The following is a 22,072-nucleotide window of genomic DNA, read 5'->3' on the forward strand; positions in this document are numbered from 1 at the left end:
CAGCGACGGCGAAAACCGCTCTAGTCGGTCGAAACGTTGGAGCCTGAGGATCAAGGTAGCCCAGACCGACCAAATGATCGATCCAAGCCGCCGCACGGCGCAAACCCCATTTTCGCAAACATCGCAATGCCCGGAAACGGCGCTATCGCTTTCGCCGCCGCCACCACAGGCGAACGCCGCTCCAGGCGAGCAGCAACGTAACGATGCCGCCGATGCTGACCAATATACGGCCAGCCCAGCCTGCCGCATGGCCCGAATGCAGCGGATATTGCCAGGCGAAAATGGCATCGCCCGCGCTTTCGCCGGCGTCATGGCGGCTGCCCACCACCTGGCCGTTGGTCATGGCGACATAGGTCCAGAGCCGCCCCTGATTGTCGACATCGCGGGCGTCGAAGCTACGCACCGCATACATCCCCTGACGCGGTAGCAGCCGGATGCTGTGAACCTTGGCCGGGGCGTTGGTGGCATTGGCGAGGGCTGTATCGATCGGAATCGGAGTCGGAATATCGCCGATCAGTGGCATGGTTTCGTGCAGCCGTTCGTTGACGGGGGATGCGAGCCCAACCAGGTCGCGCGACGCTTCGGGCCAGGCGAGGGTGAGGCCGGTCAAAGCAAGGGTCATGGTGATGGGCCATGCCCACATCCCCTTGGCCCGATGCCAATCGAATAGTCGTTTCAGGCTGCCGGGCCGGCCCGCCATGCGAAACGCATCGCGCCATTGTTGCCGTGGCGGCAGCGCCAATGCGATGCCGACACCATGGTCGATCACCCACAGCAGCGCGACAAGTCCCAGCAACCAAGCGGCAGTTTCACCCAGCAGCAAATCGGTGTGGATGCCATAGAGCAAGTCCATCAGGTGACGGCGATCAAGGCGGAGTGCACCGGTTTCGCGCCAGCCCAGCACCGCCCCGGTGGCTGGATCGGCAAATATCTGCACCGGCACCGGGGCGACGCCATTCAGCGGGGCGCGGCCCACCAGCCAATGAACATCGCCCGGTTGACGCGCGAGTTGGATCTGGCTGGCGGTGAAGCCCGGCAGGGTCGCGCTGGCCTGGTCCAGCACGTTTTGGAGTGCAGCGGGGCGCGCGGTGCTGATTGCGGCGCGCCGCCAATCGGGATTGAGGGCGGTGTCGACCTCGTCATACCAGGCAATCGCGATGCCGGTCAGGCTGAGCAGCGCGAGCCAAAGCCCGGCTCCCAGCCCGAACCAACGATGCCATAGCCGCAAAGCCTTGCGATGCCGCCCCATCGCCCGATCAGAAGCGAACGGCTGCCGTCAGGCGAATGTTGCGCCCCGGCTCAGGCAGGCCGGCAACAATGCCATAGCCGGGAATGCCGCCGTAATCGGCCACACTGGCATGGGAGCGATACTGCAGATCGAGCAGGTTATACACCGCTGCCTGCAATTCCAACATGTCAGTGCCGAAAGGCTGCCAGCGCGCGAAGATGTCGACGACGGTATAGCCCGGCTTGTCGACGGTGCGCGTGCCATCGATGAAGCCAAGTTCGGCTTCGCGGAACAGCACCTCGATGTCGTTCAGGTCTTCGAACCGGGTGACGCTGGCCTGGAATGTCAGCGACGGGGTAGGGGCATAGCCCGCCGTCACGTTCCAATTGTCGCCCATCGAATTGCCGATCGCGATTTGTTCATAGCCCTCGATCAGCTTGTCGTTGAGCCGCGAGTCATAATGGTTGAAATAGCCATCGATCGTGAACGGCCCGCTGGCATAGCCCGCACGTAGTTCGACGCCCTTTGACGTGAATCGACCGACATTTTCGAAATATACTGGCCCTTCGAGCGGCTGGCCCGGCGCTGGGCGGCGCGTGCCCAGCTGATCGACGATCACGTCGTCGATCGTCATGTCGAAATAGGCAACCGATGCCGTGAAACCGTTGCGGGCGTAGCTGGCGCCGACCTCGATATTCTCCACGCGCTCTGGCTCCAGTCCGGGCTGCAGCGTGAGCCGTCCGGGGCGCTGTTCGAGCGTGAAGGCATCGCCGATTTCCTTGCCGCGAAATGCCTGCGCATAGCCGGCATTCAGCGCCAGGCCCGGCAGGATTTCATAGCGCGCGCCGGCGTTGAGGCTCAGCCCGTCGCTGTCGGTCGCTTCATTATAAGTGGTCAGATTGACGTCATAGGCGTCGTAGCGTGCGCCGAAGCTCAGCAGCAGCGGCTCGAACACCTGCCAATGATCCTGAATATACAGCCCCATCAGCCCGCCGCGCTCCTCGAACCGGCCAACCGCCGGATCCCAGGTCCAGGGCTGCCATTGCGCCGGATCGCCCAGATATTGGCTCATGACGCGATCGCTGCGATGTTCGATCCCTGCGATCACGTCGTGGTTGCCGCGCTGCAATCGCCCGCGAAGGTCAAAGCCATAGGTTTCAATCTCGGCACCATACAGGCCCCAGCGATCGAAACGATCCTGGGTGAAGTTGGTGCGGGTCCAATAGCCCGTCGCTTCGACACCGATGCCGTCGGGACCGCGATAGCCATAGTTGACGACGGCAGTCCTACGCTTGCCCTCCGCAGGGAATAGCGACGCGGTAGCCAGCACCGGCCAGTTCGGACGCTGGCCGAATTCGCCCGATTCGTCGCGCATTTCATAGCTGGCCACCAGCCGGTGTCCGCCGCCAAGCTCGCCGCCGATCTTGACGAAGCCCAGCTCCTGGGTCGCGGCGGTGCCGCGCAACGTCTCGCCGTCGCCGTCGCGGAAATCCTCACGATCGGTGCGGACATAGGAGCCCATAATGCCAACGTCGCCGGTCAACCGGGCGAATACGGTGCCTGAAACCTTATAGCCTTCGTTCGAAAACCATCCGGCCTTGGCAATGCCGCCCACCGACTGGCCGTCGCGCAGCAAATCGCTTGGGTCGCGCGTGCGAAAGCGGATTGCGCCGCCAACCGCGCCGAACCCCGCCGTTGCTTCGCCAGCCCCAGCCTGGACTTCGACGGTTTCCAGCAGCTCGGGCTCGACCGTGACTCGCCCGACATGGTGGAACAGCGTGCCGCGCTGTGGCGCGCCGTCAATGGTGACGTTGAGCAGCGAATCCTCGAGCCCGCGAACGTAGATTTTCTGCGCGATGCCGAGCGATCCGCCGACCGAAACCGAGGGCACGCGACGAAACAGGTCTGCCAGATCGTTCGCCTGGGAAAGCTCGATCTGTTTGCGATCGATTTCGACATCGGTCAGCGCGCCCACCACCACAATGTCATGCCCCAGCGAATCGTCGCTGTCATCGCGCGTGCTGCAATCGGCGATCGCCGGGTCACAATCGCCTTCCCGCGTAAGCTGGCCGAGCGCAGTCTGGGCCTGCGCCGGCAGGTGCGCGCCCAGCGCGCCGAGCGCCGCGCCCATCATCAACATGTTCCGCATAAATCGGGTCCCTCCCTGTGCATTCAACAATTGCTGTTGCGAAGCGTTGGCAATAAGGTCAAGAGGCAATCAGCTAATGAGAGCGATTCGCAAAGGGAACACGGTATGAATTTGGGGGTTATGGCGGCCATCCTGTTGGCGGGCGGAGCCAATGACGGGGTCGACACGCGCGAGAACGACGATCGCGACATCGTCGTTTCGGCGACGCGGACGCCGATCGAAGCGCAGGATGCGCCGGTCACGGTTACCGTGAAGACCGACGCCGAGATCGCCGACGAACTCGCCACCGACATCAAGGATCTGGTCCGCTTCGAACCCGGCATCAGCGTTCGCCGGGCGCCGACGCGCTTTGGCGCTGCTGCCGGCACCACCGGGCGTGCGGGCAATGAAGGTTTCGTCGTCCGCGGGATCGGCGGCAATCGCGTGCTGATCCAGGTCGACGGCGTTCGCGTTCCCTATGGTTTCAGCTTCGGCGCACAGGATGCCGGACGCGGCGATTATGTCGATGTCGGGCTGGTCAAATCGGTTGAGTTCCTGCGCGGGCCGGCATCGGCGCTGTACGGCAGTGACGGATTGGCCGGCGCGGTGAGCTTCACCACCAGCGACCCCGCCGACATTTTGGGTGGCAAGAGCATCGGCGGCCTGGTCCGCACCCAGTATAATTCGGCGGATGAAGAATTCACCCAGACGGGCATTCTGGCGGGGGCGTTCGGCAATGTCTCGGCGATGCTGTCCTATACCCGGCGCGATTTCGCCGAACTGAAGAATCAGGGCGAGGATTTCCGGTCGGGCGTCGAGCGCACCGCGCCGAACCCCCAGGAAGGCCATTCGAACGCCACCATCGGCAAGCTGGTGTGGCAGCCCGGCGGCGGGCACAAGCTGCGCCTGACCGGCGAATATCTCGACAACCAGGTCGATACCAATGTGCTCAGCGGCGTCTCCACCACCGTTGCCGGATTGCAGGCAAGCGATAGCGGCAAGCGCTGGCGCACGGCGGCTGACTGGACGTTCGACGGCGAAGGGCTGATCGAGTTCGCGCGCGCGGCGGTTTATTTGCAGGATGCCGACGACCGGCAGTTTTCGGCCGAAGACCGCACCGTGCTGGCCGATCGCACCCGGCTCAACACGCTGGAAAACCGGGTATATGGTGCCTCGGCCGAAGCGCGGCTTGGCTTCTCGACCGGGGCGATCACGCACCGGCTGGTCACCGGGGCCGATTTCAGCGTGCTGCGCCAGCGCGGCCTGCGCGACGGCACGGTGCCGCCCTTTGGCGAGACATTCCCCACCCGCGCCTTTCCCCAGACCGATTTCACGCTGGCGGGCATGTTCGTCGGCGACCAGATTACGCTTGGCCCGGTAACGCTGCATCCGGCGCTGCGATATGACTGGTATGACCTGTCGCCCGAGGATGATCCGCTGCTGCCGCAATTCGCCGGTGCCGGCCAATCGGGCGATCGGGTGAGCCCGCGCATCGGCGCTGTCGTGAAGCTCGACGAGACGGTGCGGCTGTTCGCCAGCTACGCACAGGGCTTCCGCGCGCCCGAGCCTGGGCAGATCAACCAGTTCTTCTCGAACCTCGCCTCTGGCTACACATCGGTGCCCAACCCCAATCTGCGCCCCGAAACCAGTGAAGCGATCGAGGCTGGGGTCCGCCTCAACACCTCGGCAGTCGAAGTGTCGGCCAGCGTGTTCCAGTCGGATTACAAGGATTTCATCAGCCAGGAAGTCGTCGGCGGCGCGTTTACCCCGGCTAACCCGGCGATATTCCAGTTCATCAATCTCGACCGCGCCAAGGTACGCGGGGCCGAGGCTCGGTTCGAGGCAAAGGCGGACAATGGCGTGACGGGAACGCTGGCCATCTCCTATGCTGAAGGGGAACAGATCGCACCCGATGGCGACAGCATGCCGCTGTCGACCGTCGATCCGCTGAAACTGGTGATGGGGATTGGCTGGCGTGAGCCGGTGGCGGGCCGCTTTGGCGGGCAAGTCATCATGACCCACAGCGCGCGCAAGTCGCTCGATGACACCACCGGGCTGTGCACGCGCGAATGCTATCGCCCCGATGGCTTCACCATCCTCGATGCGACGTTGTTTGCGCGGCTCACCGACGCGGTGACGCTGCGGGCGGGCGTCTTCAACCTGACCGATGCCACCTATGCCTGGTGGTCGGACGTGCGCGGCCTTGCGGTGCAGCGGGCGTTACCTGCCGGTGCGGCCGATGTACCCACCGCCGCCTTCACTCAGCCTGGGCGCAATGCCAGCGCCTCGCTGTCGATCCGCTTTTGATGCCAACCGGGAGGAAGACCATGAAACGATCCTTGCTGCTTGCCGCCGCGATTGCCGCGCTGGCCATGACCCCCACTGCCGCGTTCGCCGACGGACCGGTGAAACACAGCAGCGCAGAGGCAAAGGCGGCCTATGACGCCGACCGCGCCGAGATCCTGGCGATGGCGGGCAATTTCAAGGTCCGCTTCGACATGCAGGAAACCACGCCGTGGCTGGCGGGGTACACGCCGCTTGATCACAAGACATCGGGTGGCCACGAAGTCGTCCGCGTGATCGAAAGCAGCCCGACGCGGATCGTCCTCCAGCATCTGCTGGTCGCCGAACATGAGGGCAAGAGCCACGTCATCAAGCATTGGCGGCAGGACTGGGAATATGAGCCTGCGCGCGTGCTGGTCTATGGCGGCACGGGCAGCTGGACCTGGGAAGACGTGCCTGAACGGATGCGGGCAGGGCGCTGGTCGCAGACGGTGTACCAGGTCGATGACAGCCCGCGCTATGCCGGCTGGGGACAGTTCGAAACCCAGGCGGGGGTTCGCCGCTGGCGATCGAACTGGACCTGGCGGCCGCTGGCGCGACGCGATGCGATCCGCAACCCGGTGTATGACCGCTATTATGCGATCAACCGGCACCAGCCGACCCCGACCGGCTGGCTGCATTGGCAGGACAATACCAAGATGGGGATGAAGGATGGAAATCTGGTGCCCATCGTCCAGGAATCAGTGCTGAACACCTATACCCGCTTCGACGATTATGACGTGAAGGCCGCCGATGATTATTGGGCCAAGACCAGCAATTATTGGGCTGCCGTTCGCGCCGCCTGGGATCGGGTGGCCAATAGCAAGGGTGGCATCGCGATCGAGGAAGAGGCCAAGACCGGCACCGTCATCAGCGGTCGCCTGCTGACACTTGGCGACGAGGTGGCATCGGATAAGCGCAAGGCGACCGATGCGATTGCGGAAGCTGTCGGGCTGATCGAGCGCAAAACGGTCGCATTGACCAAGTCCGGGACGCAACTGGCTGCTGCCGCGCGGTAAACCGCCGCGTCCCGATCCGATACAGTCGGGTGCTCGGTTGGGGTTGGACCAAATCGCTAACAAAGCGTTTACTGCACGTGATGCAGCGTCCAACCCCACCGGCCCCGCAGGGGCATCCGTTCCGCCGCAGCCTTGCGCGCAAACCAGCGCCGACCGCGCGGGTGCGCGAAGAGGATGGCGACATCAAGCTGTTCGTGCTCAGCTTCACCGCCTTCTTCATCTGCTTCTATACGTTTCTGTTATAGGGTCTGGTCGCGCGCCTGATGCAGCCGCCAGGCGCAATAGGCCGAGACCAAGGTGGTGGCGATCAGCACCCAGAGCGCGTTGACTAGCGCCAAGCCAAAATTGGTCACGCCCAGGATGCCGACCGATCCGACAACCATGGCACCCGAATTGACGATGTTGTTCGCCGCCACCGTTCGCGCGGTTTGCGACTGATCGACGATCGTCGTCAGAAAGGCATAGAGCGGGACCACGAACATGCCGCCGGTGATCGAAATCCCGGCCAGATCGATGAATACCCGCACCGCTCCCGGATCGCGAAGAAAGGTGGGCAGATCGGCAAGGCCGTGCACTACCGGTGTCCATCCGCGCGACGTGAACCAGAAATCGATCAGGAACGCGCCCATCGCCAGCACCGATGCGGGGGCATAGCGCGCCGAAACCTCACCCATCAGCAGCCGGTTGATGATCACCGATCCGATCGCGATGCCGATCGAGAACACGGCAAGGAAGCTGCTGGCGACACTCGGCTGCGCGAAATAGACGTTCTTCACCAACGGCGGAAACAGCACCGCGATCATCGCCGCGATGCTCCAGAACACGCTGATCGCGACGATCGCGAGGAATAGCTGGCGGACGTGCATCGTCGCGCGAACCAGTCGGATCGACGAGCGCAGCACATTCCAGTCGAGCTTGATCGCCACCGACGGCGGTGCGGGGGGAATCGCGCGCGCAGTCAACATGCCGATGATCGCGATGCCGATCACTGCCACCGCCGCGACATGAGCGTGCAGGATGCCGCCGGCGATCGTGCCCATCAGGATCGCGACATAGGTGCCCGCTTCGACCAGGCCGGTGCCGCCCAGCACCTCTTCGCGCCGCAAATGCTGCGGCAGGACAGCGTATTTGATCGGGCCGAAAAAGGTCGAATGCACCCCCATCGCGAACAGCGCGAGCAGCATGATCCAGGTCTGTTCGAGGAAGATGCCGGTCGCGCCGACCATCATGATGCCGATCTCGGCCCATTTGATGGTCCGCATGATCGCCGCCTTGTCATGGCTGTCGGCAAGCTCACCGGCGAGCGCGGAAAACAGGAAGAAGGGCAGGATGAAAATGCCCGTCGCCACCGCCGAAAACGCCGTCTCTGCGTTGACATCACTGTACACCGAATAGGTGACGAAGAAGATCATCGCGTTCTTGAACAGATTGTCGTTGAAGGCACCCAGAAACTGGGTGGCGAACAGCGGCAGGAATCGGCGCGCGCCGAGCAGGCTGATGGACGGTATCATCGGGTATGCGTTATCCGCGTCGCTCTCGGGAGACACCCCATAGGCCATTGGCAACGCATGGGACAATGACGATTGCACGGCTGCGGCGTTGCGAGAACGCGGGAGTGCCCTTAGAGCCGTAGGCGTCTATGCTTACTTTGCCCAATATCCTGACGCTGTCGCGAATTTTCGCGGTTCCGATCCTGGTTGCCCTGCTGTGGTGGCCCGGCTGGCAGGTCGGATACGGCTTTGCCTTCGTGCTCTACTGCATCGTCGGGTTCACCGATTATCTCGACGGGTATCTGGCGCGCTCGCAAGGGACGGTGTCGAAGCTGGGCATTTTTCTCGACCCGATCGCCGACAAGATCATGGTTGCCGCCGTGATCCTGATCCTGGTGGGCACGCATGATATAGAGGGCGTGCATATGATCGCCGCGCTGGTGATCCTGCTGCGCGAGATCATGGTGTCGGGATTGCGGGAATTTCTGGGGAGCGTGCGGGTTTCCATGCCGGTGTCGCAACTGGCGAAGTGGAAAACGACGCTGCAATTGGTGTCGCTGGGCGCGCTGATCCTGGGGGGGGCGCTGCCCGGCTGGCCGCTTGTGAAGCTGGTCGGCCTCACATCGCTCTGGGGTGCCGCCATCCTGACGTTGATCACCGGCTGGGACTATCTGCGCGTCGGGCTGAAGCACATGGATAGCTGATGGCGGTGCGGCTGCTCTATTTCGCCTGGGTGCGCGAAGCGGTGGGCACGGGCGAAGAGACGCTCGACCCGCCAGCCGAGGCCGTGACGCTGGGCCAGTTGATCGACTGGCTTTCGACTTTAAGCCTGGGCCACGCGGCTGCCTTCGCCGATCGTGGGCGACTGCGCGCGGCGATCGATCAGCAGTTCGTGGCGATGGATGCGCCGGTAGCGGGTGCGCAGGAAATCGCGATCTTTCCGCCGGTGACCGGCGGGTGATCCGCATCGGCGTGCAGACCGCGCCGATCGACCTGGCCGAAGCACTGGCCGGTGTCGAGGCCAGTATCGAGGCGGCGGGGATGGGGGGCATCGCCAGCTTTACCGGGCTGGTGCGCGCCGATGACGGGGTCGCCGCGCTGACGCTGGAACATTATCCCGGCATGACCGAGGCGGCGTTGCAAGCGGTGGCCGAAGCAGCGGTCGCACGCTGGTCGCTGGGAGCGGTGACCATCCTGCACCGGGTGGGAACGATGCGGCCGGGCGAACGAATCGTCTTCGTCGCCACCGCTGCCGCGCATCGGGCCGAGGCGCTGGCAGCGTGCAGCTATTGCATCGACCGGCTGAAGACCGACGCGCCCTTCTGGAAGCGCGAGGCAACCCAGGCTGGCGATCGCTGGGTCGAGGCGCGTCCCGCCGACGCGAATGCGGCGCAGGACTGGGGCTGAACCCGAAACGTCGTTGCTCGATTGCCCCAAATGAAAACGCCGCCGGGTTTCCCCGACGGCGTTTCGCAGTTCAGTGATCGGTCGATCAGCTCAGCTTGGGAACGACCACGCCGTTGACGACATGGACGACGCCGTTCGACTGGTTGACGTCGGGGACGGCGACATAGCTCTTGTTGCCGCTGACGTCGGTCAGTGCGATCGCCAGACCTTCTTCGGTAACCTTTAGCGGGCTGCCCTCGACCGTGGTCAGCGTCGCGGTGCCGCCGCCGGCCTTCATCTGCTCCTTGAGCTGCGCCAGCGTCACCTTGCCTGGGACGACATGATAGGTCAGCACCTTGGCGAGGACCGCCTTGTTCTCGGGCTTCAGCAGCGTGTCTAGCGTGCCGGGCGCGAGCCGGGTGAAGGCTTCATTTTCGGGCGCGAATACGGTGAAGGGGCCGGTGCCCGACAGTGTTTCGACCAGGCCGGCGGCCTTCAAAGCGGTGACCAGCGTGGACAGATTGGGTGCGGCTGAGGCGTTTTCGACGATGGTCTTGGTCGCGATCATTTCCGCGCCGCCGACCTGCGGATTTGGCAAGGCTGCTGCGGTCGCAGGCATCGTCGTTGTCGTCGTGCCCGTCGTCGGCGTCGTGGTCTGCGCGATGGCGACGGACGACGTGGCGGCAAGCGCGGCTAGGGTGAGTGCTGACAAGCGAAGCATCTGGTTCTCCAGTAATCTGAATAGAAATAAGCACATCGGCGGTCCGACACACATTATTAGGTACGCGCGAAAGGCCGATTCGGTTTCGTACCCGATACTATTTCCTGGGATCGGCCGCCGGTGCATGGCTGCGCAGGACGTCGGCAAGCAGCCGAAAATCGCGCTCGCGCGGGCTGGCGCGCCGCCAGACCAGCGCGATCCGGCGGGAGGCGCGATCCGATTCAATTGCTCGGGCGACGATATGCGTGCCCTCGAGTATCCCGGCTTCGATCGCCATCGCGGGCAGCATCGTGACGCCCAGCCCGTTTTCGACCATCTGCACCATCGTGTGGAGCGACGTGCCCAGCATCGATGCCTTGCCGCGCAATTCGAGGTGCGAACATGCCGCCAGCGCATGATCCTTCAGGCAATGACCGTCCTCGAGCAGCAACAGCCGGGTTTCGTCAATGTCTTCGGCGACGATCGGGCCGTTGATGCCGCCGACATCGCCTTGCGGGAAGGCGACCAGCAGCCGATCGTCGAACAGCTCATCGACCTCGACGTCGCCGCAGGCATAGGGCAGGGCGAGCAGCACGCAATCGGTGCGCCCCTGTTGCAGCGCCTCGCACGCCTGGCCGCTGGCTTCTTCGCGAAGATACAGCTTCAGGTCGGGATAATCGCTGCGCAGGCGCGGCAGGATTCGCGGTAGCATGAATGGGGCGATGGTGGGGATGACGCTCATCCGCATTTCGCCCGACAGCGGTCGCCCGGCGGCGCGGGCGATCTCACCCAGCTCATCGGCTTCGCGAAGGACGCGGTGCGCCTTTTCGACGATTCGTTCGCCTAGCGGCGTGAAACGCACCACCCGGCGGGTCCGCTCGACCAGCGTGACGCCGATCAGCGTCTCCAGCTCCCTAATACCCGCCGACAAGGTCGACTGGGTGACGTTCGATGCCTCGGCAGCGCGACCGAAATGGCCGGCCTCGTGCAAGGCCACCAGATATTGAAGCTGTTTCAGGGTGGGGAGATAAATGGTCATTGCTGCAACGCCACTTATGGCTTTGCTCGATCAGTTACCAGAGCGACGAAGCGGGCTTATCGCAGCGCCTGCACCAGGCTGAACACACTGGTCGCGGTCAGCACCGCGCCGACCATCACCAGCAAGGTCTTGGTCGGCACGCGCTTGGCCACCAGCGCGCCGAACGGAGCCGCGATCACGCCGCCGATCAACAGGCCGACGACCGCGGTGGTGAACGCCGCGAACCCCAGATTGGCAAGGAACGTGACCGAAATCGACACCGTGAGGAAAAACTCGACCGAATTGACCGTGCCGATCGTCATGCGTGGCTGCGCGCCCTGCACCAGCAGGTTCGACGTTACCACCGGACCCCAGCCGCCACCGCCCGCCGCGTCCAGAAAGCCGCCTGCCGCCGCGAGTGGCGAGACGAAGCGCGGATCGCGATGCGTGCGCGGCGGAAAGCGAAGCCCGCGCACCAGCAGATACACGCCTATCCCGGCGAGATAGGCCATGACGAACGGGCGGGTGACGCCAGCGTCGAGCGAACTCAGCAGATACGCTCCCGTCACCCCGCCGATCACGCCCGGGATCAACAGCCGCCAGAACAGCTTCCAATCGACATTCTTGTGCAGCGCATGGCTGATCCCCGAAACGCCGGTGGTGAAGCATTCGACCAGATGCACGCCCGCCGACGCGGTTGCAGGCGGCACGCCGAGGACGCTGACCAGCAAGGTGCTGGAGATAACGCCGAACGCCATGCCCAGCGCGCCATCGACGATCTGCGCCGCCAGGCCGACCGCTATATAGGGCCATAAATCGGCGAAATCGAAAGCTTCCAGCATGCACATCTTTCCAGCGAAGAGCGGCGGTCTTGCGCGATCCGATCAAACCCCACAAGACACATAGACTTTACCCCCGCCAAGGGCGATCGGGGGGTGTTCTGGTAATCGGTGCCACCACCCCTTAGATTACAGGCGTCGCAAGGGGACGCGCCGATGTTTAGCAGCCTGAAAACCTATCTGGATTCGATTAGAGCGCGCGATCCCGCGCCGCGTTCGCGCGCCGAAATCCTGCTCTATCCGGGCGTTTGGGCGCTTGGCTATCATCGGATCGCGCATGCCCTGTTCCGGCGGAATCTGTATTTCCTGGCCCGATTGGTCAATCACTGGTCACGCTGGATGACCGCGATCGACATCCATCCGGGCGCGACGATCGGGCGGAATTTCTTCATCGATCATGGCTTTACCGTGATCGGCGAAACCGCGGTGATCGGCGATAATGTCACCATCTATCAGTGCGTGACGCTGGGCGGCACCAGCCCCGACAATGGCGTTGTCGGCAAACGTCACCCGACGCTGGCCGACGGGGTGATCGTGGGAGCGGGCGCGCAAGTGCTTGGCCCGATCACGGTCGGCGCGCGGGCGCGGGTGGGGGCGAATGCGGTGGTGACCAAGGATGTGCCCGAGGGGGCGACGATGGTCGGCATCCCGGCAAAGCCTACGCTGATCGGTGCCGGAACCTATCAAAAGCCGTTCATGCCCTATGGTACGCCATGCAGCGACATCGGCGATCCCGCAACGCAAAAGGTCGACGCGCTTCGCTGCGAACTCGAAACCCTCCGCAAGCGGCTCGATCTGCTGATCGACGAGGCAGAAGAGCGGCGCGATCGCGCGTGAGCGGCATCGTTCTGCCATTGCCGCTGAACGGTCAGCGGCCAAGCCAGATCGGTTTCGAGCGGGTCGAGCTCACGCGGATATTGGACCTGTACGGTCGGATGGTGGCAGCCGGGCATTGGCGCGATTATGCGATTCAGTTGGGACGCGACGCGGCGGTGTTCGCGGCGTTTCGCCGGGCCGCCGAAAACCCCGAATTCCGCATCGAAAAACGCCCGGCGCATCGTAATCGCCAGGGGATGTGGGCGCTGTTGGGTGAGAACGGCACTGTGCTGAAGCGCGGTGCCGAATTGGGGCCGGTGCTCGCGCCGATCGAGCGCCGGCTGATGAAGCTGGTGGATTAACGCTTTGCGCGCGGCATCAGCCGAGTTTGCGGAAAATCGCCTGTGCCTGCTCATTGCCCGATTGCGGCACGATTTCGCCGGTGCGATCGATGATCGCCGACCAATTGGCCGCGATCCCTTCGGGTGACAGCGCCTCGCCCTGCAACCGGACGCCGGGCGTGAGCGTGATGTACGACGCCTGAAACACGCCGGCCCCCGCCCCGACGATCATGTTGGTCGGCGCATCCTCGGACACCAGGAACAGCGCGGCGGGCACGACCTTGTCGGGGCTGAACGCAGCAAAGGCTTCGGCGGGGAAGATGTCCTCGGTCATGCGCGTGCCCGCCGTCGGGGCCAGCGTGTTTACCCGGACATTATATTTGGCCCCTTCGAGATAGAGCGTCTTGGTAAGCCCCGCGAGGCCCAGCTTTGCCGCGCCATAATTGGCCTGGCCGAAATTGCCGAACAGGCCGGTCGACGAAGCGGTCATCAGAATACGGCCATATTGCTGGTCGCGCATCAGATCCCACACCGCCTTGGTGCAGATCGCTGATCCGATCAGATGGACCTGCACGACAAAGGCGAAATCCTCGTGCGACATCTTGGCAAAGCTTTTGTCGCGCAGGACGCCGGCATTGTTGATCAGGATATGGACCCCGCCGAACCGATCCCTTGCCTCGGCCACCATCGCTTCCATCGCCGGGGGATCGGTGACGCTGCCCGAATTGGCGATCGCTTCGCCGCCCATCGCGGCGATCTCTGCGACGACTGCGGCAGCGGCATCCGAATGGCCCGATCCGTCGCGCGCACCGCCCAGATCATTGACCACCACTTTCGCGCCGCGCCGCGCCAGTTCGAGCGCATATTCGCGGCCCAATCCGCCACCGGCCCCGGTGACGATGGCGACGCGGCCGTCATAGCGAATGGTCATGGCAATGCTCTCCCGATATTTTGCAGCCACCCTAGCATGCGTGTGCCGATGAAAAAGGGCCGATGAAAAGGGGGCGCGGCATCGCTGCCGCACCCCCCGATCGTCGCATCAATGCGCGATCATTCGCCGCGATTGCGGCAACCGTCGGTCTGGCCGCGCTTGCAGACCGGATATTCGGCCTTTGGCGCGGGTGGCGGGAAGGCCTGGCTGGCGGGCATCGACGGCTGGACCCGGATGGTCGCACCGGCCTGCGCCGGACCAGACATTGGCGGCTGCGCTGGCATGTACCCGCCGGGGCGCATCGACGGGTCGGCTGGCATCTGCTGGCTGGTCATCGGGGCATCGGCACCCGATGGCGGGGTGTTGCCCGAGGTGGTCGGCGACGTCTGCGCGAAGGCGGCGGTGCTCAATGCCAGCGCGGCGGTCATTGCGAAGAATTTCATGCGGATTCTCCTGTTCGGAACCGAGGCGCGATACGATGCGCTGCCAGGGGAACGCGCTGGCCGGAGAATCTTTCCTTGGTCGCGGGAGAGAAGCCCCTCAGCTACCCGAATCGAGCGCGTAGCCCGCCGATCGCACGGTGCGGATGATGTCGGGGCGGTCGGTGCCGTTGATCGCCTTGCGAAGCCGGCGGATATGCACGTCGACCGTCCGGCTCTCGATGTCGCTGTCATGCCCCCATACCGCGTCGAGCAGCCGCTCGCGCGAAAAGACCCAGCCGGGGTGTTCGAGGAAATGCTTGAGCAGCCGGAACTCGGTGGGGCCAAGCGGCACGACTTCGCCGCCGCGGCGCACCTTGTGGCCGACGGTATCCATTTCGATGTCCGAATAGACGAGTTGTTCACCCGCCAGCGCGGGGCGGACCCGGCGAAGCACCGCGCCGACACGCGCGACGAGTTCGCGTGGGGAAAAGGGCTTGGTCACATAATCATCGGCACCGGTTTCGAGGCCGCGGACGCGATCTTCTTCCTCGCCGCGTGCGGTGAGCATGATGATCGGCACGTTGGCGGTCTCGGGCATCCGGCGCAGGCGGCGGCACACTTCGATGCCCGACAGCCCCTCGACCATCCAGTCGAGCAGCACGATGTCGGGAGTCGCTTCCTTGGCGAGCAGCAACGCTTCCTCGCCATCGGGGGTCTGTTTGACCTCGAAATCCTCGCGCTTGAAATGCCAGGTCAGCAGTTCGGCGAGCGCGGCATCATCTTCGACCAGCAGCATCTTCACTCGTGCCATCGTCGCCACTTTCAATTGGCCGCAGTAGAGGGAATGCGTTCGCGTTCGCCCATCTGCTCGCCGGTTGCCGCGTAATACACCATTTCGGCAAGGTTCGTCGCCTGGTCGCCGATCCGCTCGAGGTTCTTGGCGACGAACAGCAGATGTGCGGCCTGTCCGATGCTGGCGGGGTTCTCCATCATGAAGGTGACGAGCGTGCGGAAGATCGAGTTATAGAAATCATCGACCGCACGGTCGCGCTCGCCGATCGACATCGCCTTTTCAATGTCACGGGCGGCGAAAGCGTCGAGCACGTCGTGCAGCATCTCGCTTGCGAGCCCCGCCATTGCGGGCAGCACCGACAGCGGTTCGATATGCCGATGCCCCTCGATGTCGGCGACCCGCTTGGCGATGTTCTTGGCATGGTCGCCCACGCGCTCGAGCGTGTTCGAGATTTTCATCGCCGCGACGACTTCGCGCAGATCGTCGGCCATCGGCGCCCGCAGCGCGATCAACTGGACCGCCAGCCGCTCGACCTCATGCTCGAGCACGTCGATCTTTTTATCGCCCTCGATCACTTTTGCGGCGGCGACCAGGTCATGGCGCACCAGCGCCTCGATCGCGCCGCCGATCGCCTGTTCGGCAAGCCCGCCCATCTGTGCGATCAGCCCGCGCAATTGCCCCAATTCGTCGTCGAAAACCTTGACCGTATGTTCATTCATATCGTTGTGCCTCGAGGCGAAAGGATCAGCCGTATCGGCCAGTAATATAGTCCTTGGTGCGTTCCTGGCGCGGGTTCGTGAAGATATCCGAGGTCACACCATATTCGACCAGATTGCCCAGATGGAAAAACGCCGTCCGCTGTGACACGCGCGCCGCCTGCTGCATGTTGTGGGTGACGATCACAATCGCGTAGCGCCCGCGCAGTTCGTGGATCAGCTCCTCGATCTTGGCGGTGGCGATCGGATCGAGCGCGCTGCACGGCTCGTCCATCAGGATCACTTCGGGATCGACCGCGATCGCGCGCGCGATGCACAGCCGCTGCTGCTGGCCGCCCGACAGCGCGGTGCCTGAATCGGCGAGCCGGTCCTTTACCTCTTCCCACAGTCCGGCCCGGCGAAGCGAGCGTTCGACGACATGGTCGAGATCGGATTTCGACGGCGCGAGGCCGTGGATTCGCGGGCCATAGGCGACGTTTTCATAGATCGATTTGGGGAAGGGGTTTGGTTTCTGGAACACCATTCCCACCCGCGCGCGCAATTGCACCACGTCCATCGACGGCGAATAGATATTCTCGCCATCCAGGGTGATGTCGCCTTCGACCCGCGCGATCGGGATGGTGTCGTTCATCCGGTTGAGCGTTCGAAGGAAGGTCGACTTGCCACAGCCCGACGGGCCGATAAAGGCGGTGACATTGTCCATGTCGACGTCGATCGACACGCCCTTGATCGCGTGGGTTTTGCCATAGAATACGTCGACGTTGCGCGCCGCCATCTTGATGGGACGGGCCGGCGCATGCGTGTCGGCAGCGGGTTTCACATGAACATCGGTCATTACCAGCGGGTCTCGAATCGGTTGCGGAGATAGATGGCGAGGGCATTCATCGCGAGCAGGAACATCAACAGCACGATGATCGCCGCGCTCGTCTTTTCAACAAAGCCGCGGCTGACCTGATCGGACCAGAGGAATATCTGCACCGGCAGCACCGTTGCCGGGCTGGTCAGGTCATCGGGTGCGGTCGAGATGAAGGCGCGCATGCCGATCATCAGCAGCGGCGCGGTTTCGCCCAGCGCGCGCGCCATGCCGATGATGGTGCCGGTGAGGATGCCGGGCAGCGCGAGCGGCAGGACGTGGTGGAACACCACCTGGATACGGCTTGCACCGATGCCCAGCGCTGCGTCACGGATCGACGGCGGCACCGCCTTCACCGCGTTGCGCCCGGCGATGACGATGACGGGCATGATCATCAGCGCCAGCGTCACGCCGCCGACGATCGGCGCGGATCGCGGCATGTTGAAGGTGCCCAGGAATACCGCGAGGCCGAGCAGGCCGAAGATGATCGACGGCACCGCCGCCAAATTGTTGATCGACACCTCGATCAAGTCGGTCCAGCGATTGCGCGGGGCATATTCCTCGAGATAGATCGCCGACAGCACCCCGATCGGGAAGGCCAGGGCGAGCGTCACCAGCATCGTCAGGAACGATCCTTTCAGCGCGCCCCAGATGCCGACTGCGGTGGGATCGGTCGAATCCGCGCCGGTGAGGAAGGTCCAGTTGAAGCCGGTGGTCAGTGCGCCACGCTTGGTCAGCATCGCCGCTGCCGCTTCGGCTTCGGGAGTGGCGTCCTCGGTTGCGGCGGCATGGATGTTGCTGGCGGCGGGGACGGTGATCGTCGCCTGCCGGGTCAGCAGCGATGGATCGTCCTTCACCGCCTCGCGCACCGTTACCCAGGCGCTGTCCGAGATATAGCGTTCGCCCTCTTCGCCAAAGGCTTCGACGGCGGCGACGCCGACCGCATTTTGCAACCCGGCACCGGCGAGCGCCAGATCGGCCCCGCGCCGGCCAAGCTGTTCGGCGGTGACGTCGAGGTTCATCGCGGCGAAGTTCAGCGGCAGGCGAACTTCGGTGCGGCTAAAGCCCGCCAGGCCGTTCGACAGCATGGTCCACAGCAGGAATGCCAGAAACCCCGCCGAGATCGTGACGGCCCCAAGGCCGATCAGCCTGAAACGGCGTTCGGCGGCGTAGCGGCGGCGGATCCGGCGCTGCATCGACTGGGTCTTCCAGTCGGTGGGCGCTCGCTCGGCGGGTTCGTGCCCCTGCGCGAGCGACTGGGCGACGAGGGTGCTAGTCATACGCTTCCCGGTATTTCTTCACGACGCGAAGCGCGACGATGTTCAAAAGGAACGTTATCACGAACAGGGTCAGCCCCAGCGCGAAGGCGGCCAGTGTCTTGGGGCTGTTGAATTCGGCCTCGCCGGTCAGCAGGTCGACGATCTGCTTGGTGACCGTGGTCGCGCTGTCGAAGGGGTTGAGCGTGATCGTCGCGGCACCGCTGGCGGCCATCACGACGATCATCGTCTCGCCGATCGCGCGCGACACCGCCAGCAGCACGCCGGCGACGACGCCGGGGAGCGCGGCGGGCAGCAGCACCCGGCCGATCGTCTCCGAGGTGGTCGCGCCCATCGCCAGGCTGCCGTCGCGCATCGAGGTTGGCACCGCGGCGATCGAATCATCGGCCATCGACGAGACGAAGGGGATGATCATCACCCCCATCACCAGCCCCGCCGACAGCGCGCTTTCCGAACTGGCGAAGGTGAAGCCGAGCGACACCGCAAGGTCACGGATCGCGGGGCCAACGGTGAGCGCGGCGAAATAGCCATAGACCACGGTGGGAACGCCCGCGAGGATCTCAAGGATGGGCTTCATCCATTTGCGCACCGTAGGCGCTGCATATTGGGTGAGGTAGATCGCGCTCATCAGCCCGAACGGGATTGCGACCAGCATCGCGATGACCGCGCCGATGAAGAAGGTGCCCCAGAATAGCGGCACCGCGCCCAGATCAGCCCCCGGATCGGCCGGATTGATGACCTGTGGCGCCCAATTGGTGCCGAACAGGAAATCGGTGATCGGCACGATCGCAAAAAAGCGTGCGCTTTCGAACAGCAGCGACAGGAAGATGCCGAGCGTGGTCAGGATCGCGATCAGCGACGCGACCAGCAGCGCCAGCATCACCGCGCGCTCGACGCGGGTTCGTGCCCGGAAATCGGTGGAAATCCGGGTATAGGCATAGGCACCGCCGGCAAAGGCCAGCAGCACTGCGATCGCGGTGCCGATCCAGGCATAGCTGGTCATGTAACCGTCGAACACCGGGGCGAGCATTTCGGCCTCGGGATTGAACGCGCCAAGGCCCTCGGTTCCGGCAAGGTTGCGCGCTTCGCCCAGGATCGCCGATCGTTCGAAGCCGGCGGCGGGCAGCGATTGTGCCTGCGGCGTCGCCAGCACCGCGTCGTTCACCAGTTGCGGGCTGAGCCATGACCAGAAAGCGAGGAAGATCAGTGCAGGCACCGCGACCCACATCGCGACATACCAGCCATGCTGGCCGGGAAGCGAATGCAGCCGCTTGCCGCCGACACCCTGCAATCGCGTGGCGCGCGCGCGGGCGGTGAGCCAGCCGATCAGCGCAAGCCCGACGATCAACAGCAGCAATGCAGTGGCGGTCATTTGAGCACCGCCGGATCGAGCGCGATGCCGCGCTTGACGATTTCGGCCGACCGCTGACGCACCTCACGCGGTGCCGCGATCATGCCCTTGCGGACCAGCGGACCATCCGGACCCCAGGCGGCGACATAATCGTCGAGAAACGCCTGCATACCGGGGATCGGCCGGATATGCTGTTTCTTGACGTACAGATAGAGCGGGCGGGCGCTGGGATAGGCGCCCGATGCGATCGTTTCATAGGTGGGTGCGACGCCGTTCAACGTACTGCCCTTCAATCGGCCCATATTCTCTTCGAGATAGCTGAAGCCGAAAATGCCGATCGCGTTCGGATTGGTCACCAGATTCTGGACGATCAGGTTATCATTCTCGCCCTTGTCGACATAGGCCGCGTCGTTGCGGACGCGGGTACACATCATGTCATAGGCTTCTTCGTCGCTTTTCTTCAGCGCCTCGGCTTCGGGCACTGCCGCCTTGCAACCGGGTTCGAGGATCAGTTCGACAAAGGCATCGCGCGTGCCGCTGGTGGAGGGTGGCCCGAGCACCTGGATCGGGATTGCGGGGAAGGATGGGTTGACCTGCGACCATAGCCGCGCGGTGTTCGGCTTGCCGCCGGGATTGGCGGCGACCGCGCGATAAATGTCGGCTACGGTGAACGACAGGCCGGGGCCGCTTCGCGATTCGGCAAGGGCGATGCCGTCGATCCCGACCTGCACTTCCAGGATTTCGCGAACGCCATTGGCCTGGCAATCGTCATATTCCGATCGATGCAGCCGGCGCGACGCATTGAGCATATCGGGGAATTGCGGGCCGACGCCGGCGCAGAATTGCTTGATGCCAGCGCCGGTGCCGGTCGATTCGATGACCGGCGACTTCATGTCGGGCCGGGCATTGTTGAACTGTTCGGCGACGGTGGTGGTGAACGGATAGACGGTCGACGATCCGACGACGCGAATCTCTTCGCGCGCGGCTCTACTGTCGCTGCAAGCGGCGAGTGCGAGCGCACCCAGGCTCACGAAGGCGACGAAACGCAACATGTGGACTAGCCCCCCAGGCTCGCGCGGTATGCGCTGTTGTCGGGCCGTAACACCCACTCACGGACCCTCTGTTGCATTGACGTTGCGTTTTGATGACATCGACCCCGCTGGCAGCAGGATCGTCACCACGGTGCCGGTGCCGGGGGTGCTGGCGATGTCGAGGCGACCGCGATGGCGCTCGACGATGTGCTTGACGATCGACAGGCCAAGGCCAGTACCGCCCATCGCCCGGCTGCGTCCCGAATCGATACGATAGAAACGTTCGGTCAGACGCGGCAGGTGTTCGGGAGAAATCCCTTCGCCTTCGTCCGTAACCGACAAGCGCAGCATCGATCCACCATCGTGGCGAAGCTGGATCGTTACCGGGGTGCCGGGCCGGCCATATTTCATCGCATTGCCAACGATATTGTGCAGCACCTGGCTCAACTGTGCGCGATCGCCCTTGATCGGTGCGACGTCGGCAACTGCCGAGCACAGATCGCCGCCGCGCCCGCTGCTGGCGGCGGCGATTTCGGATCGAACTTCCTCGACCAGATCGCCCAGATCGACCAGCGCATCGGGCTCGCGATATTTTTCGGCCTCGATCCGGCTGAGCGACATCAGGTCGTCGATCAGCCGCCGCATCCGATTGGCTTCGTCGAACATCACTTTCAGAAAACGTTCGCGGATGCCGGGGTCTTCGCCCGCCTCGTCGCGCAGCGTTTCGATGAAGCCCAGGATCGATGCGAGCGGGGTACGAAGCTCGTGGCTGGCATTGGCGACGAAATCGACGCGAATCCGGTCGGTGGCATAGCTGCCGGTGCGATCGACCAGGTGGACGATCCGCATGTCATCCCCCACCTCGCGCACCCGCATTTCCCAGCGTTGTTCGCGGGTGCCGAGGCCGACCAGATGGATGGGTTCGTCATCGGGTGATCCGGTCGCGGCAACCAGCCGTTCGGAAGCCGCCGGATGGCGAATCGCGAGGCGAACGTCTTCGCCTAGAATATGCTCGCCCAGCAGCGACTTGGCGGCGGCATTGGCGCGGATGACGCGCTTTTCGGCGACGACCAGCATCGGTTCGCCGATTGCCGCGATCACGTCGGCTATCGCGGGTTCGGGCGTCGTGGGTGGCGCGACCAGCGGCTCGGGCGGGCGGGGCGGCGGTTCGTCCTCGCCCGTGCCGATCGCCACCAGCACCGCGGCGATGCCGCCGACCAGCGCCACTGCGACCGATTCGATGCTCGCCCCGATCACGAAACCGGCAAGCGCGCTGATGGCTGCAAGGCCCAGCGCAAGCGCCGCCCGAATCCCTGACCCCTGTAACATGGGTGCCATGTACCCGATCCGGGACGCTTTGGGGTAGCACCTGATATTGTTAACGCTGTTTTGCCATTGCGTAAGCTTTCCA

General features: G+C 64.0%; 23 protein-coding genes. 8 read left to right on the forward strand and 15 right to left on the reverse strand.

All coding sequences use genetic code 11. The annotated features are described in order from the left end of the window. Nucleotides 1-142: 142 nt before the first annotated feature. Nucleotides 143-1,228 carry a PepSY-associated TM helix domain-containing protein gene (locus tag QU44_RS06880; protein WP_231621646.1) on the reverse strand — a complete coding sequence of 362 codons (1,086 nt, stop codon included), beginning with the start codon at nt 1,226-1,228 and terminating at the stop codon, nt 143-145. A 28-nt stretch (nt 1,229-1,256) separates the two neighbouring features. Then, complete coding sequence (locus QU44_RS06885) at nt 1,257-3,377, reverse strand: TonB-dependent receptor domain-containing protein (protein ID WP_052134405.1); 2,121 nt, start codon at nt 3,375-3,377, stop codon at nt 1,257-1,259. Between the two features lie 105 nt (nt 3,378-3,482). Here QU44_RS06885 and QU44_RS06890 point away from each other — a divergent pair, with 105 nt between their 5' ends. The 3 genes from QU44_RS06890 (at nt 3,483) to QU44_RS18485 (ending at nt 6,942) form a co-directional block, all read left to right on the forward strand. Next, nucleotides 3,483-5,663: a TonB-dependent hemoglobin/transferrin/lactoferrin family receptor gene (locus tag QU44_RS06890; RefSeq protein WP_033921178.1), complete on the forward strand. Its 2,181-nt coding sequence runs from the start codon at nt 3,483-3,485 to the stop codon at nt 5,661-5,663. Nucleotides 5,664-5,683: 20 nt separating this feature from the next. Beyond that, nucleotides 5,684-6,697, forward strand: a complete 1,014-nt coding sequence (locus tag QU44_RS06895) for a DUF6607 family protein (protein ID WP_033921179.1) — start codon at nt 5,684-5,686, stop codon at nt 6,695-6,697. A gap of 77 nt (nt 6,698-6,774) precedes the next feature. Further along, nucleotides 6,775-6,942 carry a hypothetical protein gene (locus tag QU44_RS18485; protein ID WP_231621654.1) on the forward strand — a complete coding sequence of 56 codons (168 nt, stop codon included), beginning with the start codon at nt 6,775-6,777 and terminating at the stop codon, nt 6,940-6,942. Here the strand turns inward: QU44_RS18485 and QU44_RS06900 are convergent. Further along, entirely contained in the window at nt 6,937-8,208 is a 1,272-nt protein-coding gene (locus tag QU44_RS06900; protein WP_033921276.1) for an MFS transporter, read from the reverse strand. The two genes, QU44_RS18485 and QU44_RS06900, sit on opposite strands and share 6 nt — an antisense overlap. Before the next feature lie 128 nt (nt 8,209-8,336). On the opposite strand from QU44_RS06900, the gene pgsA reads away from it, so the two are divergent. From pgsA to QU44_RS06915, 3 genes are read left to right on the forward strand one after another with little or no spacing between them, the layout of a single operon-like run. Then, complete coding sequence (gene pgsA / locus QU44_RS06905) at nt 8,337-8,891, forward strand: CDP-diacylglycerol--glycerol-3-phosphate 3-phosphatidyltransferase (RefSeq protein WP_033921181.1); 555 nt, start codon at nt 8,337-8,339, stop codon at nt 8,889-8,891. Further along, the gene (gene moaD / locus QU44_RS06910) at nt 8,891-9,148 is read left to right on the forward strand and encodes a molybdopterin converting factor subunit 1 (RefSeq protein WP_033921183.1); all 258 of its coding nucleotides are present in this window, start codon (nt 8,891-8,893) and stop codon (nt 9,146-9,148) included. Before pgsA ends, moaD begins: the two co-directional genes overlap by 1 nt. Beyond that, nucleotides 9,145-9,594 (forward strand): molybdenum cofactor biosynthesis protein MoaE, encoded by a 450-nt coding sequence (locus tag QU44_RS06915; protein WP_033921185.1) that lies wholly within the window; start codon nt 9,145-9,147, stop codon nt 9,592-9,594. The genes moaD and QU44_RS06915 overlap by 4 nt, the downstream gene beginning before the upstream one ends. Before the next feature lie 85 nt (nt 9,595-9,679). Here QU44_RS06915 and QU44_RS06920 read toward each other — a convergent pair whose 3' ends face one another. The 3 genes from QU44_RS06920 to QU44_RS06930 form a co-directional block, all read right to left on the reverse strand. Continuing rightward, entirely contained in the window at nt 9,680-10,294 is a 615-nt protein-coding gene (locus QU44_RS06920; protein ID WP_081987900.1) for a fasciclin domain-containing protein, read from the reverse strand. A 97-nt stretch (nt 10,295-10,391) separates the two neighbouring features. After that, entirely contained in the window at nt 10,392-11,312 is a 921-nt protein-coding gene (locus QU44_RS06925) for a hydrogen peroxide-inducible genes activator (protein WP_033921186.1), read from the reverse strand. Nucleotides 11,313-11,368: 56 nt separating this feature from the next. Next, entirely contained in the window at nt 11,369-12,139 is a 771-nt protein-coding gene (locus tag QU44_RS06930) for a sulfite exporter TauE/SafE family protein (RefSeq protein WP_443018080.1), read from the reverse strand. A gap of 147 nt (nt 12,140-12,286) precedes the next feature. Between QU44_RS06930 and epsC the strand changes: the two genes are divergently transcribed. After that, the gene (epsC, locus tag QU44_RS06935) at nt 12,287-12,967 is read left to right on the forward strand and encodes a serine O-acetyltransferase EpsC (RefSeq protein WP_033921188.1); all 681 of its coding nucleotides are present in this window, start codon (nt 12,287-12,289) and stop codon (nt 12,965-12,967) included. Next, nucleotides 12,964-13,308: a DUF2794 domain-containing protein gene (locus tag QU44_RS06940; RefSeq protein WP_052134406.1), complete on the forward strand. Its 345-nt coding sequence runs from the start codon at nt 12,964-12,966 to the stop codon at nt 13,306-13,308. The genes epsC and QU44_RS06940 overlap by 4 nt, the downstream gene beginning before the upstream one ends. Before the next feature lie 16 nt (nt 13,309-13,324). Here QU44_RS06940 and QU44_RS06945 read toward each other — a convergent pair whose 3' ends face one another. From QU44_RS06945 to QU44_RS06985, 9 genes are all read right to left on the reverse strand, one after another. Further along, the gene (locus QU44_RS06945) at nt 13,325-14,218 is read right to left on the reverse strand and encodes an SDR family NAD(P)-dependent oxidoreductase (protein ID WP_033921190.1); all 894 of its coding nucleotides are present in this window, start codon (nt 14,216-14,218) and stop codon (nt 13,325-13,327) included. Nucleotides 14,219-14,337: 119 nt separating this feature from the next. Beyond that, complete coding sequence (locus tag QU44_RS17400) at nt 14,338-14,661, reverse strand: hypothetical protein (RefSeq protein ID WP_052134407.1); 324 nt, start codon at nt 14,659-14,661, stop codon at nt 14,338-14,340. Nucleotides 14,662-14,758: 97 nt separating this feature from the next. Continuing rightward, nucleotides 14,759-15,451 (reverse strand): phosphate regulon transcriptional regulator PhoB, encoded by a 693-nt coding sequence (gene phoB, locus QU44_RS06955; RefSeq protein ID WP_033921280.1) that lies wholly within the window; start codon nt 15,449-15,451, stop codon nt 14,759-14,761. Nucleotides 15,452-15,462: 11 nt separating this feature from the next. Next, nucleotides 15,463-16,152, reverse strand: a complete 690-nt coding sequence (gene phoU / locus QU44_RS06960; protein ID WP_033921191.1) for a phosphate signaling complex protein PhoU — start codon at nt 16,150-16,152, stop codon at nt 15,463-15,465. A 25-nt stretch (nt 16,153-16,177) separates the two neighbouring features. After that, entirely contained in the window at nt 16,178-16,984 is an 807-nt protein-coding gene (gene pstB, locus QU44_RS06965; RefSeq protein ID WP_033921193.1) for a phosphate ABC transporter ATP-binding protein PstB, read from the reverse strand. Continuing rightward, nucleotides 16,984-18,282: a phosphate ABC transporter permease PstA gene (gene pstA / locus QU44_RS06970; RefSeq protein ID WP_033921195.1), complete on the reverse strand. Its 1,299-nt coding sequence runs from the start codon at nt 18,280-18,282 to the stop codon at nt 16,984-16,986. Before pstA ends, pstB begins: the two co-directional genes overlap by 1 nt. After that, nucleotides 18,275-19,651, reverse strand: a complete 1,377-nt coding sequence (gene pstC, locus QU44_RS06975) for a phosphate ABC transporter permease subunit PstC (protein WP_033921197.1) — start codon at nt 19,649-19,651, stop codon at nt 18,275-18,277. Before pstC ends, pstA begins: the two co-directional genes overlap by 8 nt. Continuing rightward, nucleotides 19,648-20,682: a substrate-binding domain-containing protein gene (locus QU44_RS06980; RefSeq protein ID WP_033921198.1), complete on the reverse strand. Its 1,035-nt coding sequence runs from the start codon at nt 20,680-20,682 to the stop codon at nt 19,648-19,650. The genes pstC and QU44_RS06980 overlap by 4 nt, the downstream gene beginning before the upstream one ends. A 57-nt stretch (nt 20,683-20,739) precedes the next feature. Then, complete coding sequence (locus QU44_RS06985; protein WP_033921281.1) at nt 20,740-21,990, reverse strand: ATP-binding protein; 1,251 nt, start codon at nt 21,988-21,990, stop codon at nt 20,740-20,742. Nucleotides 21,991-22,072 lie beyond the last annotated feature (82 nt).

The organism is Sphingomonas sp. 37zxx, assembly GCF_000786205.1.
Classification (GTDB): Bacteria; Pseudomonadota; Alphaproteobacteria; order Sphingomonadales; family Sphingomonadaceae; genus Sphingomonas.